Consider the following 25,735-nt stretch of genomic DNA (forward strand, 5'->3'; position numbering starts at 1 on the left):
TGATGAATCTCTTGTTCATCACTTTTTATACTATTATTTTTCAAATCCTTGGATTAGAACTTCAGGGAAATTTTCTTCAATAACTTTTGCACTGGCATCACAAATGAAGGCACCATAAGAACGCATTCTTGTAGTTGGGTCAATGCGACGAGATCTTTCACACACTTCACCCTGAGCACGTTCAACTGTGAAGGCTACTCCTTCAAAGCTTAAAGCATCTGCTGGAGCTTCTGACAAGTCAAGGATTGACAATTGAGAAACAATCATCAGCAAGGCAATATCGCTATCTAGAGCACTTAGAAGAGTTTTCACTTCTGGACTAGCATAGATGCTTAGATGAGCTTCTAAGGATTTACCAATGATTTTTTCATTACGAGCTTCTTCTAAGGCTTTTTGTGCCTGAGTTCGTAAGGTCATGAAGGCTTCCCAGGCTTCCATGATCTGATCTTGTCCTTCAAAATGCTCTGCTAATGGCAGGTCTGTTAATTGAACAAAGTCCTCTTCTTCAAACTCTAGGTAAGACCAGATTTCTTCAGTGGTATGAGGAAGAATTGGTGTGAGAAGTTTGGTAATTTTAACAAGGATGTCATAAAAGACTGTTTGCATGCGGCGACGAGCTAAACTATCTGCTGCTTCAATGTAAACAACATCTTTTGCAAAATCCAAGTAAAAGGCTGATAAATCAAGGGTAATAAAATTAACAACTGCCTTATAGATTGCCATAAAATCATAAGATTCATAGGCATCATGGAAAACTTGCACTAATTTATTAAACTTAATGGTCATGTATTTATCAACAGGAGCTAGATTTTCAAAAGAAATGCTATCAGTATTTGGGTTGAAATCAGATGTGTTAGCAATCAGGAATCTCAAGGTGTTTCTGATTTTACGGTAGGTTTCTGAGACTTGTCCTAGGATATCCATAGACACACGAACATCATTATCAGTATCCACTGATGTTACCCATAGACGTAAAATTTCAGCACCATATTGCTTAGTAACATCACTAGGTAAAATGGTATTACCCTTTGATTTAGACATCTTTTCGCCCTTGCCATCTAAGACAAAACCTTGAGATAAAACACTCTTATAAGGAGCATGTCCATTTACAGCAACTGAGATAATCAAGGATGAATTGAACCAGCCACGATATTGGTCAGATCCTTCTAAGTAGAGGTCAGCTGGATAAGATAGCTCTTCACGGGCATTCAAAACACCATTCCAAGAAGATCCTGAATCAAACCAGACATCCATAATATCTGTTTCTTTGGTGAATTCTCCATTTGGTGAACCAGGATGTGTGAAGCCTTCTGGCAAGAGTTCTTTGGCTTCTTTTTTCCACCAGATGATAGATCCTTCTTTTTCAAATAAGTTAGCAACATGATCTGTTACTTCTTTTGATAGGATAGCTGTTCCATCTTCGGCATAAAAAATTGGTAGTGGAACTCCCCAGGTCCGTTGACGGGAAATGACCCAGTCACCACGATCACGGATCATGTTGTAAAGTCGAGTCTTACCCCAACTTGGATGGAAGGTTGTTTTTTCAATTTCATCCAAGATGTCTTGACGAAAATCTGATACAGAAGCAAACCACTGAGGTACTGCACGCCAGATAATTGGCTTCTTAGTGCGCCAGTCAAAAGGATAAGAGTGATTAATCACTTCACTAGCAAGTAATAAATCTCCTAATTTTTCTTTGACAATTGGAGTAACCTTATCATAAAATTGACCGTGGAAATCAGGACCAGCATTTTCCATCATAAGACCGCGTTCATCCACAGTAACAGCAACTTCAAGTTTGTATTTGCTACCAACATTGTAGTCGTCTTCACCAAAACCAGGCGCTGTATGGACAATTCCTGTACCAGAATCAAGTGTGACATGATCTCCTAAGATCACTAATTCGTCCACAGCTTCATCCCATGGGTGTTCAGTGACAATATACTCTAACTCTTTACCTTTGTAGCTGCCTAAAACTTCGAATTCTGGCCATCCAAATTTAGAAGCCAGTGAATCCAAGAGCCCTTCTGCAAGGACATACTTACGCTCACTTCCTAGGGGTTTAACTAAGGCGTAGTCCATATCTGGTCCTACTGTTAAACCACGAGAAGCTGTTACTGTAAATGGTGTTGTTGTCCAAACAACGATGTAGCTATCAGTATCAAGGATTCCCTTACCATCTTTAACCTTATTAGCATAGTAGAGTGAGGTAGAATCAATATCATGGTATTCAATTTCTGCTTCTGCAAGTGCTGACTCAGATGACCATGACCAATAAACTGGTTTTGCTCCGCGATAAATATAGCCTTTTTCAGCCATTGCACCAAAGACACGAATTTGATTAGCTTCGTATTCAGGTTTCAAAGTGATATAGGGATTTTCCCAATCAGCTGAGATTCCCAGACGTTTGAAGTCACTACGTTGTTTGTCAACCTGTTCCAAAGCATAGTCACGACACATTTCTAGGTAGTCCGCAAGATCAATTTCCTTACGCTTAACGCCTTTTTTAGCTAAAACTTGCTCAATTGGTAGGCCGTGTGTATCCCATCCAGGTACGTAGGGTGCTCGGTAACCTGACATTGATTTTGCTCTTACAATGATATCTTTTGAGATTTTATTTAAGGAATGCCCAAGGTGAATATTACCATTGGCATAGGGAGGGCCATCATGAAGGAAGAAGCTTGGTTTTCCTTCATTTAATTCTTGACGCTTTTGATAAAGTTGTGCTTGATCCCAAGCTTCTTGCCATACAGGTTCTTTATTTGGGAGTCCTGCACGCATAGGAAATGCTGTTTTCCCCAGATTGAGTGTGTCTTTTAATTTCATAAATCTAAACTCCTTAGTTTTAGCTTATCCGAAAGTTGCAAATATAAAAAAAGCTCCGTCTCCAGAAAGGACGAAAGCTCGTGGTACCACCTTAGTTTAGAATAATAAGCAAGTTATTATTCCCTCGTTGCTCGTAAGGTGAGCCTACCTCCTAGCTTACTGATTTCAGCTAGAATGATTGAAAATGATAATTGTTAAATAAGGGATTATAGGACTCTCATCATCTCCTACTTGCTGTCAATATTAGTTAACAATCTTGTTTTTCTTAATCTTTAATATTCAATTTGAAAGTTTGTGTTTCGTTGAGGTTGATCTCTGCTTCCCCATTGTCCTTCTTATCTTCCAACTGATAAGCTTCTAATTCTTTATTGCTTTCTTCAACACGACGTTGCAATTCTTCCATTTCTTCTGGACTAAATTGACGTGTTGCATCAAAAGAAGAGCTATCATTAGTTTCAGGTATATCTTCATCTAAAACTTCTTTGACAACTTCTTTAAAAGCAGCATCTGAGTTTTGAAGGTAAACAGCTGTTGGCTGTAACAATTCATCCCATTCAGGTGAATTTGATAAGGTCAACTGAGACTCAATAGATGCAATGAGACGTTGATGGAAAACACGTGTTTGGCGTTTTAATTCTTCTGTTTCAACTGCGACACGTTTAGCCTCATCAGTTGCATCACGAAGCATTTGATTAGCCTTTGCCTTTGATTCATCAAGTAAGTGTTGGGCATCATAGTTAGCCTTACTTACTAAGTTTGTAGCTTCAGCATTGGCAGAAGCCTTAACTTTCTCAGCAGTTTCTTGTGCAAGAATAACAGACTGACTGAGTGATTCTTTCATTTCATCAAAATAAGAGAGTTTTTCTTCAAGATTTCTGATCATAGCTTCTTGTTCACGATTCTTTTTAACCAAAGCTTCATAATCGTCAACAACTATATCAAGAAACTCATTAACTTCTTCTTCACTGTATCCACGTAATTTTGTTTTAAATGTTTTATCTTTAATTTCAAGTGCTGTAAGTGCCATTATTTCTCCTTATTTATGTATGGTTGTACTAAGTGATAATTTATGCTTGCCATTTTTACTGTAGCCATTATCTTTTAAGAGTTTAAATCTTCCAAAGCCACGAACACTTATTAAATCACCTACTGATAGTATATCAGATGATCTGATCCCTGTCCGATAATTAACTTTAACTTTTTCAGATTGGATCAATTTCATTGACTGGCTTCTTGAAAGTTTCAGTACACTAGCTAACAATCTGTCAACCCTTAAGCTAGAAACGGTAATATCAATGGTTTCTTCATCCTTTACCGGCTTAATCATCTGATCAAGGCTTACTTCTTTTAGACTGACGCTTGTTCTAGCAATTTTAGTAATATTCCCTAAAAAATAACTTAAATGTTTGCGGTTAATAAAAATCTGAGCGTAACCATCTTCAATGAGTATATCTCCAAGCAAAGATCTTTTAATGCCAAGTTCATTGATTAAGGTTCCTAAAATTTGTCCATGACTTATCTGATTAAATTTAGCATTATACTTTATTTCAATTAAAGCAATGTCAAAATCATCTTCATTTAGTTCATAGTAGTCTGGGGCAATAATGACCCGTCCATATTCTGTTCCATAAAGATCAGTGGAGGCGTAACATTTGTTGCCTGAAGCCGAAACTAATATTTTAAGTATTTCAATCTGTCTTGGATTTAAAAATTCAGTAACTTGAATAAGATAGGTGTTTTCAACCCTAATAATGAAATCACTCATCTTTTCGATAAATGAGAATTCATCTGGATGAAAATGTTGAAAGATCTCTTTATTAGCTGTCATCCTACAAATAATCTCAATAAGAAGTCACTTAATAAGTTTAAGCCAATCATAACTACAAATATCGTAAAGTCAATACCTGCAAACTGTAAGGGTAACTTTTGAAATGGTTTTAAAACGGGTTCAACCAACTGACTGATTAACCGCCCCACCCAGGTATCATAGGCACCTGGAAACCAAGAAAACAAGGCATAAGCTAATAGTAAATAGGAATATACTTTGATAATGTTTAATAGTAGAACTAATATGAAAAGCATAGGTTACCGTCTCTTCATATCAAAGTCAAAACCAAATTCTTGATTACTGTTCGGAACAGTCATTTCTTCAATATCAACAGATACATTTGATGGCGTCAATAAGTACATTGATGAGCCAACCTTTTGTAGTTTACCATATAGAACCTTGCTAGCTCCATCAATAAAATCGATACATCTTCTTGCCTGTGCATCAAGCATGAATTGGAAATCAATCAAGACACACTCATTTTCAATCAATAAGTCCACAATTTCCTGTGCATCTTCATATTTTTTAGGATACTTCAAAGCAATTGTGGTCTGACCTTGTTGAGTTGTGTATTGAAATTGATCACGACGAGTGGTAGAAGTTCTTTCTTCTTGCACTGCTTTTCTTTCCAAATGGTCAACCGACTTATTTCTTTGTTGCCCTTGGTAGTTGGGAACATGATGTTCTTGGCTACTACTTGGTCTTTTTTGTCCAAGGGGTCTATTGATTTGCTGCGATTGATTTGGTTTATCTACTTGCTGTGGTTTTTGAGCTCTCTCTGGTTGAGGAGAACTTTTCTCTTCTTCCACTTCACTGACCTCATCAGTATCAAAATAAGAAACCATCTTATTTATTGTATCTTTAAATGCCATCGTTTTCTCCATTTACTTAAAGAAAGAAGTTCCAATTCGAACAAAGGTGGATCCATGTTGAATAGCAATTTCAAAGTCACTACTCATTCCCATACTTAATTCGGTAAATGGCATGTTCTTTCTATTTTTCTCTTGCAAAGATTTTCTAAGCTGATTTGTTTTTTCAAATAATTCAGCTAGTGATTGAGGACTTGCTTTTAGTGGTGCCATAGTCATTAATCCGATAAGTTCAATCTTATCACACTGAGCAATCTCCTCTAAAGCATCATCCACTTCATCAACTGAAAAACCATGTTTACTTTCTTCTCCAGATAGATTCACCTCCAAAAAACATTTGACTTTTTTGTCAGCCCTCTTTTGAATTTCACGAGCTAGTTTAACAGAATCTAAGGCGTGGAAGTAGTCAATAAGATTAATAATATCTTTAACTTTCCGCCTTTGAAGATTACCAATAAAATGCCAAGTTATATCATTTTCTTGGAGATCATGATATTTGGTCAAGAATTTATCAACGCGATTTTCAGCTAAATCTTTTAGCCCTAAACGAACAATCTCTCGGGTCAGCTGACTATCTACATGTTTGGTCACAGCAACAACACGAACAGAGTCTTCACTTCTATTTGCTTTTGCAGCTGCTAGCTTTACCTTTTGGAAAATCTTATCTTTATTTTTTTGTAAATCCATTAGTTCCTATTAACGGTTTTTAAAGAATGGTGGTGTTTCTAACTCATCGTCAGCATCATCATTTGCTGAAAAAGTTGACATGTTTAATTGGCTATCCAATTGGTTTTCTTTAGGTTTTTCAATGTTGTCACGTCTCAAATCCCAATTTCCAAAGGCTGAACCTTGGTTTTGGTTAAGATTTTGTTTTGAAGCTCTAGAGTGTGATTTTGGCATCTCACGAGTTTCTGACATATCAAAATCAAATTTTGAAGGACGTTCAAAGTTTGGTTGTGAAGTACTTTGAGACTGTTCACTAGCATATTGTGCACCTGCTTGTTGTGCACTGGCTTGGTTGAAAGTTCTTGCTTGTGAACGAAAACCTGATACTTGCTCTGTCTTGTCTTGACGAACTCCAGTAGCAACAACTGTTACACGGATTTCATCGTTCATAGTATCATCAATTGAAGTACCCAACCAGATATTCACGCCATTACCAGCTGCTTGACCTACGATTTCAGAAGCTTCTTCAGCCTCAGTTAGTGTCATATCAAGACCACCTGTAACGTTAACGATAACATCTTCTGCACCATCAATAGTTGTTTCCAACAATGGTGAGTAAATGGCTTTCCTAGAAGCTTCAACAATACGTTCTTCACCAGTACCAATACCGATACCCATAAGTGCATTGCCCTTGTTTGCCATAACTGTTTTAACATCGGCAAAGTCAAGGTTGATGAGTCCTGGGCTAGTGATTAGGTCTGTAATCCCTTGAACACCTTGGCGTAAGACATTGTCTGCTTCGCTTAATGCTTCAAGTAGAGGTGTTTTCTTATCAACAATTTCAAGCAAGTTATTGTTTGAAATAATTAACAAGGTATCAACTTGTTCACGTAGCTCTTGGATACCTTCAACTGCGAAATTCCCACGTTTATTTCCTTCAAAACCAAAGGGACGTGTAACAACAGCTACAGTCAAGGCTCCTAAACTTTTAGCTATACGAGCAATGACAGGTGCCGCTCCTGTACCAGATCCGCCACCCATTCCAGCAGTGATAAAGACCATATCAGAACCTGTTAGAGCTTCTGTTAGAACTTCTTCACTTTCTTCAGCAGCTTTGCGACCAACTTCTGGTTGACCTCCAGCACCTAGACCACGAGTTAATTTAGGGCCAAGTTGAATGACTGTTTCTGCTTTAGATGAACTTAGGGCTTGGATATCTGTGTTTGCAGCGATAAATTCTACGCCTGAAACGCCTTCTTCGATCATGCGGTTAATGGCATTACCGCCACCACCACCAACTCCGATTACCTTAATAAGTGCACCCTGTACAGATGCTGTATCAAATGAAAATGCCATTTTTATTCCTCACTTTATTACTATCTTTAATCAAACATGCTTCCAAAAATACCACGAACGCGATCACCAATCTTTTGTTTTGGTTCAGCTGGCTCTTTTTGTCCATATTCTGTAGGTGCCGCTTGGTTGTTGTAATTGGAATGATTTTCCGGGCTAGAATGTGTTTCACGGAAATTTGAAGTATAGCTTTGCTGACCAGAAAAATCAACTGGCTTGCGTCTCAAAAGTTCTTCACCAAAAACAGCATTTTGTGCTAGAACATCAACCTCAGACATCTTACCAACATATTCAACTAAGCTAATCACATTCGCAAACATTGGGTTTCTAATTCCTACTTGGTTAGGAACATGTAGCTTAACATTGGTACCAAAAATTTCTTGGGCCATCTCAACAACACCAGGCATGATTGCACCACCACCAATAAGGACGATGCCACCAGGTAAATCTAGAAGACGACCACGTTCCAAATCTTGTTTAACACGATCTAAAATATGACGGATACGAGCAGAAATGATCTCTGATAAATAACGTTCTGTCACTTCAACTGGCTCATCACTTCCGACTACATCAACATTTACAGTCTCAGTCACGCTAGCTTCTTCTATATTGGCTTGCCCAAAATTAAATTTCAAGGCTTCGGCAATAGACATAGAGGTTTTCAAAACTTTTGAGATATCTTTGGTGATGTATTCACCACCTTCAGTATAAATGTTGGTATATTGAAGTTCTTGAGCTCTCATTGAAGCAACTGTAGTTTGTCCACCACCTAAGTCGATGACAGTTGCACCAAACTCTCTTTCGCCTTCATTTAATACTGATTTAGCCATGGCTAGTGGTAAAATAATAATGTTGTCCACTTTAATGCCAGCACGTTCAACTGTTTTACGAAGATTATGTAGAATAGTACTTGGACCAGTATAGATTAATCCACGCATTTCTAATCTAATTCCCATCATCCCACGTGGATCACGAATGCCTTGGAAACCATCAACAATAAATTCCTCTGGAACTAAAGAAATCACTTCACGCTCTGGGGTAATACTTTTTGTCAATGCTGATTTAACAACGCTATCAACATCTTCATCCTTGATTTCTTTTGACTCACTTGGTACAGGAATCATGCCTTGTGTAGGTTCAATTTGAAGAAGGTTTGCAGGTAAGCCAACATTGATTTTCTCAATGGTCATACCAGCCTTTTCTTCTGCTTGTTCAATAGCACTTTTAATTGCGGCTGCAGCTGCTTCTATATCAATAATTATTCCATCTTTTACGCCTGTACTAGGGACATTACTAACGCCAATAACATTCATTTCGCCTGAAATAAATTCTGCGACTAATACTTTTATTGAGCTAGTTCCTATATCCAAACCAGTAAAAAAGCCATTTCTAGCCATTCACTTGACCTCACTATCTTTCCAAACTTTTACTATTCTAAATACTGTCAAAAACAGAATTATTCAGTGAATATTATATCATAAAAAATCGTAAAATGTTATTATTTTACGATTTTTGTTATATAAACTTAATCTTTTTTGTCAATTTAATTTTCTCTATAAATAGCGATTTTTTAACCTATTTTTTAAGCTAAGAAAACCTTATTTATAGTCGATCAATCACTTTTTACTGATTATGTTGACCTTGTCCCAGAGTTTGACCAGCAGGAGCAGGCTGCTCTGTTGGATTTGCCGACTGAGCAGGGGTTTGAGCAGAGCTTGCTTGATTTTGAACTACTTCTTCTGTATTGGTTGCAGCTGCATTAGGATTAGCACTTTCTTGCTCAGTTTGATCCTCTTTTTTCTTCTCCTCTTTTTTAACAGGCTGTGCCTCAATTTCTGGGGTGGTTGAATAGATACCGACTTCCATATCCACAATAGACTTCCCTTCAAGTTGCTTCTTAATCTTTTGATAATAAGGCAACTTTTCTTCAATCTGGGACTGTGGAACACGAATGCTATTACCATCATGGAGTTCAATCATTAGCAAATCGCTTGTTGAAGCAGACTTGGTTGAAGAAACCGACTTGATGTTTTTTACTAAGGCATCTGGTAATTTGGTTAGTGATCTGACCAAATTCTGAACATCTTTTTCATTTTCTAAATTGATAATCAAATATGACTTTGGCAATTCCGCCTTCTTAACGATTGTTACTCGTCGCCCATTTTCAAGGATGGGCTGGAAGCCATCTTTAACCTGAGCATAGGCTATAATTTGAAATTCCTTAACATCAAATTGAAAACGATTAGGTAGGCTATAATGAATATTTACCTGCTTTATCCAGGGATTATTTGATTCAATGGCCTTTTCATAACGACTTTTAGAAAATAAAAGAGTGAAGAAATAGTCTGATTCTTTAATAGTGCTTTGATCAATCAACTGGGCCAAGCTTGTGTGGTCATTACCTTTTGAAGAATAAACCTTACTTTTACTGTAGGGTGTTAAGACAAAGATTGATAGAGTAAGTACGAGGACACTAACTACTAAGACAGGTAGGGCCTTGATAAAAGCTTTGTGTCTCTTGGTTTTTTCTTTTTTGACCTTAACTACTTTTAGAAGCTTTTCCTCCTGAGGACTTTCTTCTTCCTGGGCTGTCTGATCACTATCCTTGTCACTGTCACTATCCTTATCAACTTCATCCTTTTGGGACTGCAGTTCACTTCTTTTTTCAATCAGTAATTTTTCTTTTAGTTTTTTTTCTTCTTCCTCTTTGGCTTTTTTCTTTTCCAGAAACTCGATATTACGTTTCTGCCATTCCGTCAATACTATGGGTTTGTTGTCTTTTTCAGTTTCATTATTCTTATTTTTTGTCATTTATCCGCCCTTAATTTCTGAGTCAATATCAGTTCGTAATAAATCATAAAATAAATCAGGAGTTTTAACTTCTTTTGATTCAGTCATTGCTTTAATAAATGAGGACTTGTTTTCAAATAGGTAGTTGATTTCAGATAGCAGTTTCTCATAATTGAAATCAGCTTCTCTGATTTGTCTAGCATAATGATGCTGCTCAAAATAATCAGCATTTTCCAACTGATCTCCACGACTGGCATCCTTTCCAAGGGGAACAATCACATGGAGTTTTTTCATTGCCAAGAGTTCAAAAATGGTATTTGAGCCTCCTCTTGTGACAACTAAATCAGCCATATCCATAAGAGCTTGGTATTGATCTGTCACGTAATCAACACGGTACAGATTTTTCTCCAAGCAGTTCAGGCTAGAATCACCACTAATATTGATAATATTAAACGTGTCTCTTAAGGACTGATTGTCACTGACAAAATCATTAAAAACCTTGGCACCAGCTGAACCACCAATAAATAAAATGGTTTTAAATTCAGGATTAAAGTGTTCCTTGATTTGATTAATTTGTGCAATAGTGTTAGAACTAAGCTGTTTCTCATCAACTTTGGTGACAGCTCCCACATGCTTCATAAGAGCTGGCTGTTCTTTCTGATTAAAAGTGGTATACATTGTAGTCGCAAACTTTGAAGCAATCTTATTGGCAAGTCCCATGCTTAAATCAGACTCATGGACAAAAACAGGAAGGCCAAGTAGTTTAGCAGCTATTACCGGTGGAACTGAAACAAAACCGCCCTTTGAAAATAAGACCTTTGGACGAATTTTAAGAATCAGAACCAAAGATTGCAAGAGCCCTATTCCAACCTTAAAAATGTCTATAAGATTTTGCCAGGAAAAATAGCGTCTTAATTTACCTGTTTGAATACTGTGAAAAGAGACATCTAACTGTGATTTTTGGATTTCCTGAAATTCGATGCCCTTTTTATCACCTACATAATGCACTTCCCAACCGTCTTTTATAAAGAGCGGTATTAAAATCAGATTTAAAGTTATATGACCAACAGTCCCACCACCTGTAAAAAGAATTCGCTTAGTCATCAAGTTCTCCTTTTAAGTCTTGGAACGTCCTTAAAAATTCATCGCCACGTACTTCAAAGCTCTTGTACATGTCCCAGCTGGCATTTGCTGGACTCAATAAAATAGTATCTCCAGCTTCTGCGATAGAGTAAGCAATCCTTGTAGCCTCTGCAATATCATTAGCAGAAAGAAAAGAGACGTCAGCCTTCTTAGCTGCTCTTTTCATGCGTTCTGCGGATTGTCCCAAAATAACCATTTTTTTCAAGCCAATAAGATCTGGAACCAGTTCATCAAATTCATTGCCCCTATCTAAACCACCAGCTATAAGAATCACCTTATTCTTTTCAAATCCTGATAGAGCCTTTTGACAGGCCAGAATGTTAGTTGATTTACTGTCATTAAAAAATGTAATGCCATTAATTTTTCCAGCATTTTGCAAGCGATGTTTAACACCACCAAAGGCACTGAGGCTCTCTGCAATCAGACTATCTTCCACACCAGAAAGTTTAGCCACGATAATAGTAGCCAGTGCGTTTTCAATATTGTGGCTACCAGGAATACCGATCTGCTTTGCTTCCATGATATAGTGACCATTAAAATAGAGTTTGCCTTCTGATAGATAGGCACCATCTACTTCTTTTTCTCTTGAAAAATAAAGGACACGCGCCTTTGTCTTTAGAGCCAGTTCTGATGAAATTTCCTGATCAGCATTTAAAATTAAAAAATCAGCTTCTGTCATCTGCTTTTGGATATTCCATTTGGCCTGAACATAAGCTTCAAAGCTACCATGGTAATCAAGGTGGGTCGGCATTAGATTTGTAATAAGGGCAATATGTGGTTGGAATTCTCTGACACCCATCAATTGAAAGGATGATAACTCCATAACCAATTTATCATTCGCCTTTGCTTTCATCACCACATCAGAGGCTGGAAAGCCAATATTACCAGAAAGAAGGGCAGACTGACCCGCATGATTTAAGACATCAGCAATCATTGTAGTGGTTGTTGTCTTTCCATTTGAACCAGTAATGGCAATAATTGGAGCCTCTGAAACCAAGTAAGCCAGCTCTACTTCTGTTAAAATAGGCAATTTCTTTTCAATAGCTTTTTTAACCATTGGGTTACTATAGGGGATACCTGGGTTTTTAATAAGATATTGAAAGTCTTCATCTAATAATTCTAGAGGATGGCTGCCACAGATAACTTTGATGCCTTCTTCAAGTAAAGCTTGGGCAGCAGGGTTCTCCTCAAAGGTTTTACCGTCATTGACCGTCACAATAGCTCCAAGTCTCGCTAATAATTTCGCTGCCGCTTCACCTGATTTTGCTAAACCAAGGATTAAAACTTTTTTGTTTTTAAATGTCGCAATTTCTTTCATAAAGACCACTCTATCTATTCTAATTCCCTACTATTTTACCCTTAATTGCCTGCTTTTTCAAGATTTTATACATTTTGATGGCTTTTTGCTTACTGTCTTTTATTTCTTCTTTTGAAAAATAAACCTAAGAAATAAGCCTGGTTCCCCTGAACCAAGCTTATCATTAAACTATTATTTTTTAGGCATCCTGATAATATCTTTTAAGGCAAAATAAGCTAAAGAAATCATTGCAAGCCCAAGGAAAAATTCAGGTGGTGTGTTCATAATTCTGACAATACTCATTCCAGCCAGAACCATCAAAAGTGCCACCAGGGCCACCAACCCAATCATGCTAAGGGTGTTTTTAACGCTTGCCGGTGCCATAAAAAGATAATATGAAATAATAAGTATAGCAACAATTAAATAAAACAATACTATTCATCCTTTCTGGAAAGCACCTTTTTTCTCAACGCAAAAGGACTTTTAAAAAGGAATAACTTCTTAAAAATCCTTTTTGATTAAGAAAGCTTTTTTACACTTTATTCAGCTGATTTTTTCTTCTTATTAGCTTTATCACGAGCAGCCTTGTTCAAGATTTGTTTACGTAGACGGATAGATTCAGGTGTTACTTCCATGTACTCATCATCTGCTAAGAATTCTAAAGACTCTTCAAGTGTTAAAATACGTGGTGTTTTGATAACAGAAGTTTGGTCTTTGTTTGCTGAACGAACGTTGGTCATTTGTTTTGCAGTAGTGATGTTAACACCAAGGTCATTATCACGGGCATTTTCACCGACGATCATACCTTCATAAACCTCAGTACCTGGGTTTACAAAGATTGTTCCACGCTCTTCAATACGCATGATTGAGTATGTTGTAGCTTTACCTTGATCGATTGACACAAGAGCACCACGGTGACGTCCGCCGATTTCTCCACCAACAAGTGGTAGATATTGGTCGAAGGTATGGTTCATGATACCATATCCACGAGTCATTGAAAGGAATTCAGTGGAATATCCAATAAGTCCACGTGCAGGAATCAAGAAGATCAGGCGAGTTTGGCCATTACCAACCATTTGCATGTCTAACATGTCACCTTTACGTTCTGAAAGGGATTGGATGATAGCACCTTGGTATTCTTCAGGTGTATCAATTTGAACACGTTCAAATGGTTCACATTTGACACCATCAATTTCTTTAACGATAACCTCTGGACGTGACACTTGTAATTCATAACCTTCACGACGCATTGTTTCAATAAGGATGGACAAGTGCAACTCTCCACGACCTGAAACTGTCCATTTGTCTGGTGAATCAGTTGGGTCAACACGAAGTGAAACATCTGTTTGCAGCTCAGCTAAAAGACGTTCTTCAATCTTACGAGAAGTTACCCATTTACCTTCGCGACCTGCAAATGGTGAATTATTAACCAAGAAAGTCATTTGAAGGGTTGGCTCATCAATACGAAGAATTGGTAGTGGTTCAATAGCATCTGTCGGAGTGATTGTTTCTCCAACAAAGATATCTTCCATACCAGAAACAGCAATTAAATCACCTGCTTTTGCTTCTTGGATTTCTCTTCTTTCAAGTCCAAAGAAACCAAATAATTTAGTGACACGGAAGTTTTTGGTTGTTCCATCTAGTTTTGAAAGGGTAACACTGTCCCCAACTTTAACTGTTCCACGAAAGACACGACCAATACCAATACGACCAACGAAGTCATTATAGTCTAGTAGTGACACTTGAAATTGCAAAGGTTCTTCTGAATTATCAACTGGAGCTGGGATATGGTCAACGATGGTATCAAAAATAGGCACCATTGTGTGTTCTTGGTCAGCTGGATCGTCTGATAAAGAAGAGGTTCCGTTGATAGCTGATGCATAGACAACTGGGAAATCTAATTGTTCATCGTCAGCTCCTAGTTCAATAAAGAGTTCTAAAACTTCATCAACGACTTCTGCTGGGCGTGCCGATGGTTTATCAATTTTATTAACAACAACAATAGGAATAAGATTTTGTTCCAAAGCCTTTTTCAAAACAAAACGTGTTTGAGGCATGGTTCCTTCGTAGGCATCAACGACTAGCACAACACCATCAACCATTTTCATGATACGTTCAACTTCACCACCGAAGTCCACATGTCCAGGAGTGTCCATGATATTGATACGCGTATCATTGTATGCAACTGCCGTATTTTTAGCAAGGATAGTGATACCACGTTCTTTTTCAATATCGTTTGAATCCATCGCTCGTTCTTGAAGTTCTTTACGTTCATCAAGTGTATGTGATTGTTTTAAAAGTTCATCAACAAGTGTTGTTTTTCCGTGGTCAACGTGAGCGATGATGGCAACGTTACGGATATCTTTTCTAAATTGTGTCATTATTTCCTCTTGTAAGCTAATTATTTTTAACTAAACAAGTATAACAAACCACATTCGAAATGTCACGCATTTTTAGGAGACATCCCAAAATAAACGTTTTCAGAAACTGATCTTTAGCCCCTGACATACTTGCCTAAAGAAAAAAGAAACCAGCTTTTAACAAGTGATTTCTTTTGGTTTTTTAGCTACTATTTTGTTTTACCATCCCAAAAATCAAAGCCATCTCTCAAAAGATAAATGTCATTAAAACCAGCTTTTTTTAATTTTTTGACAGCACCGGGAGCAAAGCGTGTTTTTCCATTTTCATAAAGAAGAATTGCTTTATCCCTACGTAGAGAACTCATAGATGCTTCAAACTGCTGGTAGGGAAAATTTCTAGCCCCGAGAATATGTTTTTGGTGAAAGGCTGCTGGTTCTCTTAGATCAATAATCTGACTCTGAGGCATCATTTCTTTAAAGGTCTGATTATCAATTTGCTTTGCCATTTTCTTAAATGACAGGTATTTCCAAATATAATAAAGGATAAAAGCAATCAGTAAAATCCAACCAAGGATTGTTAAAGGTGACATATTATTCTCCTACTCCATTAATAAATTGTCTTGCCAAGCTAGCTGCACCTATTATGCCGGCATCATTTCCCAGTTGAGCGATTTTTATTTTTGTTGAATTTCGAACCTGAGGAAAGGTGAAGGTCATAAAGTATTTTTCAACACGTGAACGTAAGAATTCACCAGCTGCTGAAACCCCACCACCAATAACAAGGGAGTCTGGATTGAGAATGTTTGAAATATTAGCAGCAGCTAGACCTAAATAGAAGGAAACTTTCTCAACCACTGAATCTGCAAAGCTATCACCACTTTCTGCGGCTAAGAATATGTCCTTACTGCTTACGCTATCACCGTTATCAATGGCTGCTTTAATCTTAGAAACACCTTCATAGCTTTCTGCTAGAAGACGAGCTACTTTGACAACTCCTGTTGCTGAAGCCACTGTTTCTAGACAGCCCTGACTTCCACAGGTGCAAAGAAAGCCATTTTTAGGTTCAACAATCATGTGACCAATTTCGCCACCAGCACCTGCAACACCATGAATCAAGTTCCCGTCAGCGATGATACCACCACCAACTCCTGTTCCAAGTGTCATGAAAACAACATCTGGATTATTGTTCCCTGCACCAATCCAACCTTCGCCAAGCGCAGCCACATTGGCATCATTATCAATAGCAACTGGAATTCCAATTTCTTTTTCAATTAAAGAGCCGACTTCCTGGGTTCCTTTCCAGTTTAAATTAAAGGCTCCGGTAACCGTATTTGTGATGCGATTGACAGCTCCAGGAGAGCCCATACCGATCCCAACAAAATCCCTTTTCTCTAGACCGTAAAGTTGCAGACGATGTTTGATGGAAGCAATAATATCAGGTACGATGTGCTTACCCTCATCCAAGATGTTGGTATCTATAGCCCACTTTTCCTGTATTTCCCCTTCTAAAGTTAAGATGGCAAATTTAACAGTTGTACCACCCAGATCAATCCCCAATAATTTTTGAGTCATCCCTATGTCCTTCTTTTTCCAATTCTAGTCTATGTTCACGCCGTAAAATCAATTCTGCTTTCATATAATCAGTCTTTTCGATCAAACCATTATCATAGAGTTTTTCCAGTTCAATCTTCATTACCTCAATATCATAGAGGCGTTTGCCGATATAGATATAAATTCCAAAATTTTTTAACAACTGTTGCACATCATATAAGCTTTTCATACTTCCTGTATTTTAGCAAAAAAGCGACCTGATTTCAAGATAATTGTGCAATCGCTTTCTGAAAAAATAAAACTAAAAAAGCCTGGACGAAACCAGACTTTTTGCCTATTCAACTTCAGAAGCTGTGCCTAATTCGGCATTAATCATCCATATGGTTTTTTCAGTCTCTGTTTTGGCTGAAGTAAAGATGTCATTAGTTGGGTCATCTCCTTCTTCGGCAGTAACATCCAAGCCAACTTGGTAGAGCTGATCTAAGTAAGTATAAATCTCTTCCAAGCGTTTCAAATGTTCTTTCATTTTTTTATCAAAGGAACCAGGCTTTTCTTCCAAGTTAGAATGTTGATCAAATTCCTTTAAGGTAGAATAAGGAGCACCTCCAATTGTTATCAGTCTTTCACTCATAACATCTAAATCAGCATTCAAGCCGTCCATTAATTCATCCATTTTTGGATGAAGTGTAAAGAAACCAGGACCTCTCATATACCAATGTATTTGATGAACAATTGAAGCAGCTTTTGAGAGATCTGCAACAACTTGATTTAAGACAGCCTTTGTCTTTTTATATTTTGATTTATCAGATGTAGAAAGGGTATTTAAAATAGACTTCTGCAATTTAGTGATATCATCTTTAGCCATAATGTTTTACTCCTTTTCTCTAAAAATGGTTAAAACGTTAGAGGAATAAGGCTTTAAGCCTAAAACCACTTTCCTCTTACTAAACAAATTGTATCTCTATTAAAAAAAGTTTTCAATTATTTACTATGTTTTTCGAATAAAAAGATATGACTACTTTACTTATTTTTTTCCTAGGTGCTTCTCTTGGGTCTTTTATTGGCTTGGTTTGGAATAGATTCCCAGAAAAATCCATTGTTTTGCCAGCAAGTCATTGTGATCACTGTCTCAGACCCTTACGAATCCGAGATTTGATTCCCCTATTATCTCAGCTGGCAAATGCTTTTCGTTGTCCTTTTTGTCGGCAGAAAATTAGCCTTATCTATTTTGGGATTGAGCTTATTTGTGCTTGTATCACCTTATTAGCCTATCATCATTATTTAACTGGAACACAGCTTTTCCTACTGATGTTTTCACTCCTACTTAGTCTTTATGATTTAGACAGTCAATCATATCCTATCTTTTTGTGGTTTCTACTCAGTCTTCCCATGCTCTTTTTTTATCCCATTCACCTATCTACTCTTATCTTAGTCCTCTGTTCAGTTCTTTGTCATTGCTATCCATTGGGTATTGGTAGTGGGGACTTTTTATATTTTGCCACCTTATCCCTTGTTCTAAAAACAGAACAACTCCTATGGCTGATGCAAGTCAGCAGCCTCTTGGGAATACTATTTTGCCTGCTTTTTAAATGCAGAAAAATTCCCTTTTTGCCCTTTCTTAGCCTGACTTTTTTGGGACTTAGCCTCTATGAAAAACTAGCTGGCTTTTAGAGCTTTCTGTCAAAAAAAGATCAAGCTGACCACGGTAAAAATTGAATACGACCATTAGATACTAGCCTAGAGACTTTTCTTCCTTTAAAAATAAAAAAAGACTTGGTTCTCTATAAAACAGAGCCAAATCTATAAGAAACTTGCCTAAGAGTAAAAAGCTATTACCTTAAGTAATTATTTTCCATCATCCCTGCTTGGAGTTGGTACATTTTGTAATAGCTTCCCTCTTCTGCCAAGAGCTGCTCATGAGTTCCACTTTCCACAATTTTTCCCTTATCCAAAACATAGATACAATTTGCATCCTGTATGGTTGAGAGACGATGTGCAACAGCAATGGTTGTTCTGCCTTTTCTCATCTTTGCTAGAGAATTCTGAACAATCTGTTCAGTAGCAGAATCAATATTTGCAGTAGCTTCATCCAATATTAAAATCTTTGGCTGACTAGCAACTGTTCTAGCAAAAGCCAGAAGCTGTCTTTGCCCTGTTGAAAAGCTAGAGCCTCTCTCACTGACCTTGGCATCATATTTTTGAGCAAGCATTTCAATAAATTGGTCAGCGTCCACAAATTTTGCTGCCTCTTGAATATCTTGATCACTGATATCTTGATACATCCTGATATTAGAGGCAATGGTTCCATGGTATAAGAAAGGATCCTGTAGAACCAGGCCAATAGCTTGACGCAATTCTTTTTGAGAGTACTTTCTGATATCAATATCGTCTAATAAAACCTGTCCTTTTTGAAATTCATAAAAGCGCATCAAAACATTAATGATGGAGGACTTCCCCGAACCAGTTGAACCGACAAAGGCAATGGTCTCTCCTTTGTTAACTTTAAATGAAATATCATCCAGTATTTGATGCTTGCCATCATATGAAAAAGAAACATTCTTAAATTCTATCTTACCTTGACTGATCTGGATATCTACATTTTCTTGTTGAGGCTCATAGCCTTTTTCATCAATCAGTCTAAAGACTCTTCCTGCTGAAACCATTGAAGTCTGTAGTGTTGAAAAATTTTGGGTCACTTCAATTAAAGGATCAAAGAGACGGTTAACATACTGAATAAAAGCATACATCAAACCAGCAGTAAGTCCACTGTTTATCCCCTTAAAACCAAAATAGGTCATCAATAAAGCATAGGCTAAAAGTTTAAGTAAAGACATGGCTGGTCTTAAGAAAATACTATCTAAGGCTACTGATTTATTGGTGTAACGAACATAGTCCCCATTGATTTCTTCAAATTCTTTCTTTAGCCTCTCTTCTTGCCCAAAAGCCTGGATAATTATGATACCTTCAATACTCTCAGCCAGTTTTGAGTTAATATCACTGAGTAGGCTACGTGTTTTTGCTATAACCTCTACTGATTTCTTACGATACAGATTCACTAAAATAAAGATAAATGGTAAAAATAATGCGACCAGTCCAGTTAGCTTAGCATCAAGCATTAGCATTGTATAAAGGGTTACTGTAAAAATAAAGATTGCTGAAATAAAACTGGATAAGAGCCCTGAAAACATGTCACTAATAGCTTCTGTGTCATTGGTTATTCTGGATACTATTGCTCCGCCAGGAGTCTTATCAAAGTAAGACATTCCTTGCTTTTGCATATTCTCAAAGGCATCATAACGGATATCTCTGACAATGCTATAAGAGACCCTTGCAAAGAACAAATTTCCCAAATATTGGATAATACTTTGTAAAACATATAAGCCATAGTAGGCTATTAAAATAAGTGCTGCTGTTTGATTAACATTTGTCAAATAATGATCAATAAAATAGGAAGCAACTAAGGGAATAAAACTCTTAACAACTGTTGTCAAAAGTAATAAAGCTAAGGCTAAAAAGGTTAACCATTTATAGGGTTTTAGATAAGACATCAAACGCTTGAAAACTTGCCATTGGCTATTTTTATACATTTCCTTCAACCTCCATTTCCATTTGCTGTGAAATATAGGTCTTAGCATACCAACCACCGGCTTGGATAAGGTCTTCATGTCGACCTTTCTCAATAATCTTGCCATTTTCCAAAACTAGGATGAAATCAGCATGAACCACTGCACTCAAACGATGCGCCGTTATTATAGTCGTTTTATCTTGACGGGTTTCTTTGAGATTTTCAATAATGGCATGTTCGGTTTTTGCATCAACAGCTGAAAGGGAGTCGTCCAAAACTAGGATATCAGGATTTAAAATCATAGCCCTACTCATGGCAATACGTTGTTTTTGCCCACCAGAAAGGGAAACTCCTTTTTCACCGATGACGGTATCAAAGCCTTCTGGCATGTCCAATATATCTTGGTAAACCTGAGAAAGTTTGGTTGCTTCTTCTACCTGCTCTAAAGATAAATTGGGATTGCCAAATCGAACATTTTCTAAAATAGACGTTGCAAAGAGAAACTGATCCTGAGGGACATAGCCAATTAATTTTCTGAGATCTTCAAAACGATAGCTTTTTAAATCATGTCCATTCAGGGTAATGGTTCCGTCTTTAACATCGTATTCTCTTAGAAGCAATTTAATTAATGTGGTTTTCCCAGATCCTGTTTGTCCGACCAAACCTAGGGTTTGTCCTTTTTCTAAGTGAAAATAGATATCAGAAAGACTGATATTATCCTCATATCGGAAGGATTTTATGGCATAATCCAAGGGTCCATTCTCAACATTTTGAACCGGATTTTTGGGATTTTCAATATCTACTTTTTCATTTAGAAGCTTACTTATGCGCTCATAGGAAACTGATCCTCTTTGAATCACGTTAAATAGGAAGCCAACAGCCATTAAGGGCCAGACCAACATGTCTAAATAGGTAACAAAGGTCACAAGATTTCCTATAGTAACATTGTTGACCTTAATCATAAACGCCCCTACCAGTAGGGTTAAAACATAGGAAGAACCTATAAACAAGAGAACCAATGGATCAAACATCACGTCATAGGTCATTGTTTTTAGATTTTTTTGGAAGGTTCTTTGATTGGTCTCTTGGAAAGAAGCTAACTCTTTATGTTGGTAACCAAAAGATTTGGTCACCTTAATGCCTGAAACACTCTCTTGGACTTTATTGTTTAAGTCTGAGAAGGCCGCTTGGGATTGTCCAAAAGCCTGGTGGGTTTTTCTGCCTAAACGGCTGGTTGCATAAGCCATCAATGGCAAGGGAAGCACTGCAATTAGAGTCATTTGCCAGGAAATGGTGAAAAACATGGTTAGCAAGGTGACAATAGCTGTAATAGAAGCATCTACCGCAGACATCACACCACCACCAGCCAGACGTGTCAGAGAATTGATATCATTGGTCGTATGTGCCATTAAATCACCAGTTCGAAAGCGTTGGTAAAATGAGGGAGACATTTTTGTAAAATGGTCAAAGAGTCGAAAACGCATGATTCTTCCTAATCGATAGGAGGTTCCAAAGATACAAATGCGCCAAACATATCTTAAAAAGTACATGGCAAGAGCTGCTAGAACTAACCAAAATAGTTTGATAAGGAGTTGAGCTTTACTAAGATGTCCACTGGTAATGCCATCAATAACCATCCCCATTATTTTGGGTGGTATCAAATTCAAGAGGGCAACCAAGCTTAAAGAAAAAATACCTAGTAAGTATGGTCTTTTTTCCTGCCTGAAAAACCACCATAAGTTTCTTATAATTGTCATATTTTTCCTTTCCTATTTAATATTCTAATTTTGTAATCTTCTTATTCTAACAAAAATTCTCCCCAAAGGAGAGAATTTAGTGTCTTTTCAATATCTTTTTCACAAGAAAAAGGTAAGCAGAGTAGGCCAGTACTGCTCCCAAAGAATTGGTCCAAAGATCATCGATTTCAAAAACACGGTTGGCATCAATTAAGATATCTAAAAGAAGCTGAGTGACTTCAATGAAGGCACTGATAGAAAGTCCTAAATAAAAGCTTTTTTTATAGCCATGCCATTTGTCTGTTAGTAAATGAATCAAGCTAACCAAAGGAAACAGCAAGAAGATATTTAGGAGATTCTGGCAAAATATCCAAGTCATTGCATAGACTGAGTGAACCTCTTTTAATCCGACCAGTGAATTAAAGGGGACAAGTAGTAAACGTAGACGCCCTACAAATAATATATTTGGAGTCTCAACTCCCTTAAAAAAATGTGGACTGGGCGAAAAACACATGATCACAATGGCCAGTAGATATAAGACGGCCAGCAATTTTACAGCAATCAGTTGCCTTTTAGATAGGAATGCGGGATTAGTACACTTAAACATTACTTAGCCCGGTCCGATGCCGCTTTTTCCTTTTGGCGGTCTTTCTTCATAGTATTAGATCGCAATTGGCCACAGGCTGCATCAATATCTGTACCGTGTTCTTGACGGACAACACAGTTTACCCCATTTTTCTTCAAGACATCGTAAAAAGCATCAACACGCACCTTAGGACTACGGCTATACTGGTCATGTTCAGAAACAGGATTGTAAGGAATCAAATTAACATAGGACAATTTGCGGATATTTTTAGTTAGATCAGCCAGTTCCTGGGCTTGTTCTACGCCATCATTAACCTCATTTAACATGATGTATTCAAAGGTTACGCGACGGTTAGTGGTTTCGATATAGTATTCGATAGCAGCAAATAATTTTTCAAGCGGAAAAGATCTGTTTATCCGCATAATGCTTGATCGCAGTTCATTATTTGGAGCATGGAGGGAAACAGCTAGGTTGACCTGAACTCCTTCATTGGCAAATTCTCTTATTTTATGAGCCAAGCCAGAAGTTGAAACGGTGATATGACGGGCTCCTATAGCCAGTCCATTGTCGTCATTGATTGTCCGTAGAAATTTCATCACATTTTGATAGTTATCAAAGGGTTCGCCGATCCCCATAACCACAACATGGCTAACGCGTTCATCTTTTTGACGTTCATCAAAATACTTTTGAACAAGCATAATCTGCGCTGTGATTTCACCATTATTAAGATCACGCTGCTTTTTAATTAGTCCACTAGCACAGAAGGTACAGCCAATATTACAGCCCACCTGAGTTGTTACACAAACAGAATGTCCGTAATGTTGACGCATGAGTACCGTCTCAATGAGCATTCCATCTGGCAGTTCAAAGAGGTATTTGACTGTCCCATCAACAGATTCTTGAACAACTCTTTGCTTTAAAGGATTGACACAAAAATGGCTATCTAAGAGATTGATAAAGTCTTTGGGAATATTTGACATCTCCTCAAAGGTCTGCACACGCTTTTTATATAACCAGTCCCAAATTTGAGTTGCCCTAAATTTTTTCTGACCGTTTTCAATTGCCCACTGGATAAGTTCATCTCGCGTTAGGCTGTAAATGGATGGTTTCATGGATTAGAATCCTTCTTTCTGATAATAAAGTGATCATTTTTAGCTTTGCTCACTTGTTCCTTACTAGCTCTATTTTTCTTTGGCCGTGATTTGCTTGTATTTTGACGTTTTTTACTGGTAAAATGATTGTTTTCTGGGTTTTTATCACTTTGTTTTGATTTAGCATTTGGCCTTTTTTTCTGCGTCTGCTTAGCTTGCGACTTTCTTTTGTCGGAAGCTTGATGGCTTTTCTTTCGTCTACCTACTTTTTCTATTTCAAACTTAATCTCTTTAGGATTTTCATTTTCCAAAACAAAATAGGCACAGCCGAAATTACAGAATTCTTTGATATAGTCATCTAAACGAGAAATACGATTTGACTTTTTGATGTCATTAGCATCCTTGTAAAAGCCCTTTAAGCGTAATTGTTCATTGCCCCAATCTCCCACAATATAATCATATTTCAGTAAAATCTCGGTAAAACGTTGGCCAAAGGCAGTGGCATTAAAGGCATCTTTATCATTTTCTAATAGGGTGAACTCAATCTGGTCACTTTTGACATGATTATCAAAATGAACAAATTCTGGGCCAGGAAACTTATTATAGTTATACATTTCTGGTGAAATTTCTTTTTTCATCGGACTCCTTTCATTTCATTATTTCAATGTTTTTAAGATATAGTCTTCAACAAGTTCTCTGAGTAAATCTGGAAATAAGAGGGTCACTTTCTTATTTTTAATACTTGGAAAATAAGAGGCAAAATAGTATTGATCAACTAGCACCAAGCTTACTTTTTCCGATTTACCCATAACTTTATTATTATACACTATTTTTTCATTTTTGTATGTAAAACCACTGCTACAAATTCGTCCAAATCGTTTTCCTCTAAACCCCATTCCTCTGATTTCCTGTTTCTCAAGGAGGCTTGCCTGGCTGAAAATGTCCTGACAGATTTCTTCAAGTTCTGCCTGTGTCACTTCTAATCTGGCAAGACGCATTTGGTGGGGAAGGCTGCTCTGCAATTGTCTAGCATCCACAATTTTTCCAAATGGTTGAACAAGGAGACCAGAATTGATGATGGAAAGGTCTGCACTGGCATAGTCTTTCATAGCATCCATAAGGAGCTCAAGTGATTCTTCTTGGTTTAGGGATTGGTCTAAAGTCACGATCTGATGCTGGCTCAGCTTCTTTTGTCCCTCTAGTATCAGATTATCAACAAAAGTCTGATCATAAGCCTTGCTTGGCATATGAGATGTTTCATGAGCAATGATTTTCATCTCTTTTAACTTGTGGTCTTCCAAACGGATAGTTATCTCCCCGACATAGTGCCCATATTTGCCTGCTGCTGCTAAATAGGTTCCATTCAAAGAGGCACCTTCTTCAAAGACATGGTGGGTATGAGAACCAATGATCAAGTCTAGACCATCTATCTCTTCGGTAATTTTTTCATCTAGGCGAATTCCTAAGTGGCTTAACAAAATCTTGACATCAGCCTGGGCTACTTGGGGTATCTGCATGTCTCTTTTTAAAACTTCTATGGGGTCATCAATTTGCCAACCATTGGGGATATAGGTCTTATAATAAGGAAAAGTATAAGCCAGAAAGGCAATTTTCGTTCCCTCCTTAGTCATGTAGATATCATAAGGCTTTGCCCAGCTAGGACAAGCCCCTTGGTCATAAAAGTTACCTATGACTAGCTTAAAGTCTGCTTCTTTATAGACTTGATTGAGATCTTCTTTCCTTAGACCAATCCCTTCATTGTTTCCTATGGTGGCATAATCTATGCCTAATTGATTCATTAAAAGAATATTGGCCTGTCCCTTAGTCACATCTGATAGGGGATGACTGCGGTCAATATTATCTCCAAGATCTACTTTAATGACTTCAGACTGACTTTGAGAGAATTGTGAAAAGAACCGTTCTATTTTTGGAAAGGCTTCAAAATGAGAATGCAAGTCATTAAGATGGAGTAAGCTTATTTCTTCTATCATTGAATCCCCTTCCAGTCATTTGACATATGCTTATTAACTTCTTGGTCAGCAGTCCCATTATATCATTTTATAAGGCTGAATTC

General features: G+C 37.4%; 24 protein-coding genes. 1 reads left to right on the forward strand and 23 read right to left on the reverse strand.

Annotated features, from left to right (window positions below; all coding sequences use genetic code 11):
• Window positions 1-33: 33 nt before the first annotated feature.
• The 17 genes from ileS to HBN42_RS03305 form a co-directional block, all read right to left on the reverse strand.
• Window positions 34-2,826 carry an isoleucine--tRNA ligase gene (gene ileS, locus HBN42_RS03225; RefSeq protein WP_165993635.1) on the reverse strand — a complete coding sequence of 931 codons (2,793 nt, stop codon included), beginning with the start codon at window positions 2,824-2,826 and terminating at the stop codon, window positions 34-36.
• 265 nt (window positions 2,827-3,091) lie between these two features.
• Window positions 3,092-3,853: a DivIVA domain-containing protein gene (locus tag HBN42_RS03230; RefSeq protein ID WP_165993636.1), complete on the reverse strand. Its 762-nt coding sequence runs from the start codon at window positions 3,851-3,853 to the stop codon at window positions 3,092-3,094.
• A gap of 9 nt (window positions 3,854-3,862) precedes the next feature.
• A complete protein-coding gene (locus HBN42_RS03235; protein ID WP_165993637.1) occupies window positions 3,863-4,654 on the reverse strand; it encodes a YlmH family RNA-binding protein in 792 nt (263 codons plus the stop codon).
• Window positions 4,651-4,908: a YggT family protein gene (locus HBN42_RS03240; protein WP_165993638.1), complete on the reverse strand. Its 258-nt coding sequence runs from the start codon at window positions 4,906-4,908 to the stop codon at window positions 4,651-4,653. The genes HBN42_RS03235 and HBN42_RS03240 overlap by 4 nt, the downstream gene beginning before the upstream one ends.
• A gap of 3 nt (window positions 4,909-4,911) precedes the next feature.
• Window positions 4,912-5,526 carry a cell division protein SepF gene (locus tag HBN42_RS03245; RefSeq protein WP_165993639.1) on the reverse strand — a complete coding sequence of 205 codons (615 nt, stop codon included), beginning with the start codon at window positions 5,524-5,526 and terminating at the stop codon, window positions 4,912-4,914.
• Window positions 5,527-5,538: 12 nt separating this feature from the next.
• A complete protein-coding gene (locus HBN42_RS03250) occupies window positions 5,539-6,210 on the reverse strand; it encodes a YggS family pyridoxal phosphate-dependent enzyme (protein ID WP_165993640.1) in 672 nt (223 codons plus the stop codon).
• Between the two features lie 9 nt (window positions 6,211-6,219).
• On the reverse strand, window positions 6,220-7,545 hold the full coding sequence (gene ftsZ, locus HBN42_RS03255; RefSeq protein ID WP_165993641.1) for a cell division protein FtsZ: 1,326 nt from the start codon (window positions 7,543-7,545) through the stop codon (window positions 6,220-6,222).
• Between the two features lie 26 nt (window positions 7,546-7,571).
• Window positions 7,572-8,939: a cell division protein FtsA gene (gene ftsA / locus HBN42_RS03260; protein WP_165993642.1), complete on the reverse strand. Its 1,368-nt coding sequence runs from the start codon at window positions 8,937-8,939 to the stop codon at window positions 7,572-7,574.
• A gap of 226 nt (window positions 8,940-9,165) precedes the next feature.
• Window positions 9,166-10,353, reverse strand: coding sequence for a cell division protein FtsQ/DivIB (locus HBN42_RS03265; protein ID WP_165993643.1), 1,188 nt, complete (start codon window positions 10,351-10,353; stop codon window positions 9,166-9,168).
• Window positions 10,354-11,436, reverse strand: coding sequence for a UDP-N-acetylglucosamine--N-acetylmuramyl-(pentapeptide) pyrophosphoryl-undecaprenol N-acetylglucosamine transferase (locus HBN42_RS03270; protein ID WP_165993644.1), 1,083 nt, complete (start codon window positions 11,434-11,436; stop codon window positions 10,354-10,356).
• Window positions 11,429-12,793: a UDP-N-acetylmuramoyl-L-alanine--D-glutamate ligase gene (gene murD, locus HBN42_RS03275; RefSeq protein WP_165993645.1), complete on the reverse strand. Its 1,365-nt coding sequence runs from the start codon at window positions 12,791-12,793 to the stop codon at window positions 11,429-11,431. Before murD ends, HBN42_RS03270 begins: the two co-directional genes overlap by 8 nt.
• 171 nt (window positions 12,794-12,964) lie before the next feature.
• Complete coding sequence (locus HBN42_RS03280) at window positions 12,965-13,204, reverse strand: DUF3165 family protein (protein WP_165993646.1); 240 nt, start codon at window positions 13,202-13,204, stop codon at window positions 12,965-12,967.
• Window positions 13,205-13,311: 107 nt separating this feature from the next.
• Window positions 13,312-15,153 carry a translational GTPase TypA gene (gene typA / locus HBN42_RS03285; protein WP_165993647.1) on the reverse strand — a complete coding sequence of 614 codons (1,842 nt, stop codon included), beginning with the start codon at window positions 15,151-15,153 and terminating at the stop codon, window positions 13,312-13,314.
• A 188-nt stretch (window positions 15,154-15,341) separates the two neighbouring features.
• Window positions 15,342-15,722: a rhodanese-like domain-containing protein gene (locus HBN42_RS03290; protein ID WP_165993648.1), complete on the reverse strand. Its 381-nt coding sequence runs from the start codon at window positions 15,720-15,722 to the stop codon at window positions 15,342-15,344.
• 1 nt (window position 15,723) lies between these two features.
• The gene (locus HBN42_RS03295) at window positions 15,724-16,704 is read right to left on the reverse strand and encodes an ROK family glucokinase (RefSeq protein ID WP_165993649.1); all 981 of its coding nucleotides are present in this window, start codon (window positions 16,702-16,704) and stop codon (window positions 15,724-15,726) included.
• Window positions 16,679-16,912 carry a YqgQ family protein gene (locus HBN42_RS03300; RefSeq protein ID WP_165993650.1) on the reverse strand — a complete coding sequence of 78 codons (234 nt, stop codon included), beginning with the start codon at window positions 16,910-16,912 and terminating at the stop codon, window positions 16,679-16,681. The genes HBN42_RS03295 and HBN42_RS03300 overlap by 26 nt, the downstream gene beginning before the upstream one ends.
• A 105-nt stretch (window positions 16,913-17,017) precedes the next feature.
• Complete coding sequence (locus tag HBN42_RS03305) at window positions 17,018-17,548, reverse strand: Dps family protein (RefSeq protein ID WP_165993651.1); 531 nt, start codon at window positions 17,546-17,548, stop codon at window positions 17,018-17,020.
• 146 nt (window positions 17,549-17,694) lie between these two features.
• On the opposite strand from HBN42_RS03305, the gene HBN42_RS03310 reads away from it, so the two are divergent.
• Window positions 17,695-18,354, forward strand: coding sequence for a prepilin peptidase (locus tag HBN42_RS03310; RefSeq protein ID WP_165993652.1), 660 nt, complete (start codon window positions 17,695-17,697; stop codon window positions 18,352-18,354).
• Window positions 18,355-18,515: 161 nt separating this feature from the next.
• Here HBN42_RS03310 and HBN42_RS03315 read toward each other — a convergent pair whose 3' ends face one another.
• From HBN42_RS03315 to HBN42_RS03340, 6 genes are all read right to left on the reverse strand, one after another.
• Window positions 18,516-20,270 carry an ABC transporter ATP-binding protein gene (locus HBN42_RS03315; RefSeq protein ID WP_165993653.1) on the reverse strand — a complete coding sequence of 585 codons (1,755 nt, stop codon included), beginning with the start codon at window positions 20,268-20,270 and terminating at the stop codon, window positions 18,516-18,518.
• Window positions 20,263-22,005 (reverse strand): ABC transporter ATP-binding protein, encoded by a 1,743-nt coding sequence (locus tag HBN42_RS03320; RefSeq protein WP_165993654.1) that lies wholly within the window; start codon window positions 22,003-22,005, stop codon window positions 20,263-20,265. The genes HBN42_RS03315 and HBN42_RS03320 overlap by 8 nt, the downstream gene beginning before the upstream one ends.
• A gap of 76 nt (window positions 22,006-22,081) precedes the next feature.
• The gene (locus tag HBN42_RS03325; protein ID WP_165993655.1) at window positions 22,082-22,591 is read right to left on the reverse strand and encodes a VanZ family protein; all 510 of its coding nucleotides are present in this window, start codon (window positions 22,589-22,591) and stop codon (window positions 22,082-22,084) included.
• Window positions 22,591-23,682, reverse strand: coding sequence for a dual-specificity RNA methyltransferase RlmN (gene rlmN, locus HBN42_RS03330; RefSeq protein ID WP_165993656.1), 1,092 nt, complete (start codon window positions 23,680-23,682; stop codon window positions 22,591-22,593). Before rlmN ends, HBN42_RS03325 begins: the two co-directional genes overlap by 1 nt.
• Entirely contained in the window at window positions 23,679-24,299 is a 621-nt protein-coding gene (locus HBN42_RS03335; RefSeq protein WP_165993657.1) for a YutD family protein, read from the reverse strand. Before HBN42_RS03335 ends, rlmN begins: the two co-directional genes overlap by 4 nt.
• Window positions 24,300-24,317: 18 nt before the next feature.
• A complete protein-coding gene (locus HBN42_RS03340; RefSeq protein WP_165993658.1) occupies window positions 24,318-25,652 on the reverse strand; it encodes a bifunctional metallophosphatase/5'-nucleotidase in 1,335 nt (444 codons plus the stop codon).
• Window positions 25,653-25,735: the final 83 nt, after the last annotated feature.

It is taken from the genome of Streptococcus catagoni (genome assembly GCF_011421425.1).
Lineage (GTDB): Bacteria > Bacillota > Bacilli > Lactobacillales > Streptococcaceae > Streptococcus > Streptococcus catagoni.

Bases quoted from the DNA above. Each gene is read 5' to 3' on its own strand.
- ileS (WP_165993635.1), bottom strand. From the start codon at position 2,826: ATGAAATTAAAAGACACACTCAATCTGGGGAAAACAGCATTTCCTATG.
- HBN42_RS03230 (WP_165993636.1), bottom strand. From the start codon at position 3,853: ATGGCACTTACAGCACTTGAAATTAAAGATAAAACATTTAAAACAAAA.
- HBN42_RS03235 (WP_165993637.1), bottom strand. From the start codon at position 4,654: ATGACAGCTAATAAAGAGATCTTTCAACATTTTCATCCAGATGAATTC.
- HBN42_RS03240 (WP_165993638.1), bottom strand. From the start codon at position 4,908: ATGCTTTTCATATTAGTTCTACTATTAAACATTATCAAAGTATATTCC.
- HBN42_RS03245 (WP_165993639.1), bottom strand. From the start codon at position 5,526: ATGGCATTTAAAGATACAATAAATAAGATGGTTTCTTATTTTGATACT.
- HBN42_RS03250 (WP_165993640.1), bottom strand. From the start codon at position 6,210: ATGGATTTACAAAAAAATAAAGATAAGATTTTCCAAAAGGTAAAGCTA.
- ftsZ (WP_165993641.1), bottom strand. From the start codon at position 7,545: ATGGCATTTTCATTTGATACAGCATCTGTACAGGGTGCACTTATTAAG.
- ftsA (WP_165993642.1), bottom strand. From the start codon at position 8,939: ATGGCTAGAAATGGCTTTTTTACTGGTTTGGATATAGGAACTAGCTCA.
- HBN42_RS03265 (WP_165993643.1), bottom strand. From the start codon at position 10,353: ATGACAAAAAATAAGAATAATGAAACTGAAAAAGACAACAAACCCATA.
- HBN42_RS03270 (WP_165993644.1), bottom strand. From the start codon at position 11,436: ATGACTAAGCGAATTCTTTTTACAGGTGGTGGGACTGTTGGTCATATA.
- murD (WP_165993645.1), bottom strand. From the start codon at position 12,793: ATGAAAGAAATTGCGACATTTAAAAACAAAAAAGTTTTAATCCTTGGT.
- typA (WP_165993647.1), bottom strand. From the start codon at position 15,153: ATGACACAATTTAGAAAAGATATCCGTAACGTTGCCATCATCGCTCAC.
- HBN42_RS03290 (WP_165993648.1), bottom strand. From the start codon at position 15,722: ATGTCACCTTTAACAATCCTTGGTTGGATTTTACTGATTGCTTTTATC.
- HBN42_RS03295 (WP_165993649.1), bottom strand. From the start codon at position 16,704: ATGACTCAAAAATTATTGGGGATTGATCTGGGTGGTACAACTGTTAAA.
- HBN42_RS03300 (WP_165993650.1), bottom strand. From the start codon at position 16,912: ATGAAAAGCTTATATGATGTGCAACAGTTGTTAAAAAATTTTGGAATT.
- HBN42_RS03305 (WP_165993651.1), bottom strand. From the start codon at position 17,548: ATGGCTAAAGATGATATCACTAAATTGCAGAAGTCTATTTTAAATACC.
- HBN42_RS03310 (WP_165993652.1), top strand. From the start codon at position 17,695: ATGACTACTTTACTTATTTTTTTCCTAGGTGCTTCTCTTGGGTCTTTT.
- HBN42_RS03315 (WP_165993653.1), bottom strand. From the start codon at position 20,270: ATGTATAAAAATAGCCAATGGCAAGTTTTCAAGCGTTTGATGTCTTAT.
- HBN42_RS03320 (WP_165993654.1), bottom strand. From the start codon at position 22,005: ATGACAATTATAAGAAACTTATGGTGGTTTTTCAGGCAGGAAAAAAGA.
- HBN42_RS03325 (WP_165993655.1), bottom strand. From the start codon at position 22,591: ATGTTTAAGTGTACTAATCCCGCATTCCTATCTAAAAGGCAACTGATT.
- rlmN (WP_165993656.1), bottom strand. From the start codon at position 23,682: ATGAAACCATCCATTTACAGCCTAACGCGAGATGAACTTATCCAGTGG.
- HBN42_RS03335 (WP_165993657.1), bottom strand. From the start codon at position 24,299: ATGAAAAAAGAAATTTCACCAGAAATGTATAACTATAATAAGTTTCCT.
- HBN42_RS03340 (WP_165993658.1), bottom strand. From the start codon at position 25,652: ATGATAGAAGAAATAAGCTTACTCCATCTTAATGACTTGCATTCTCAT.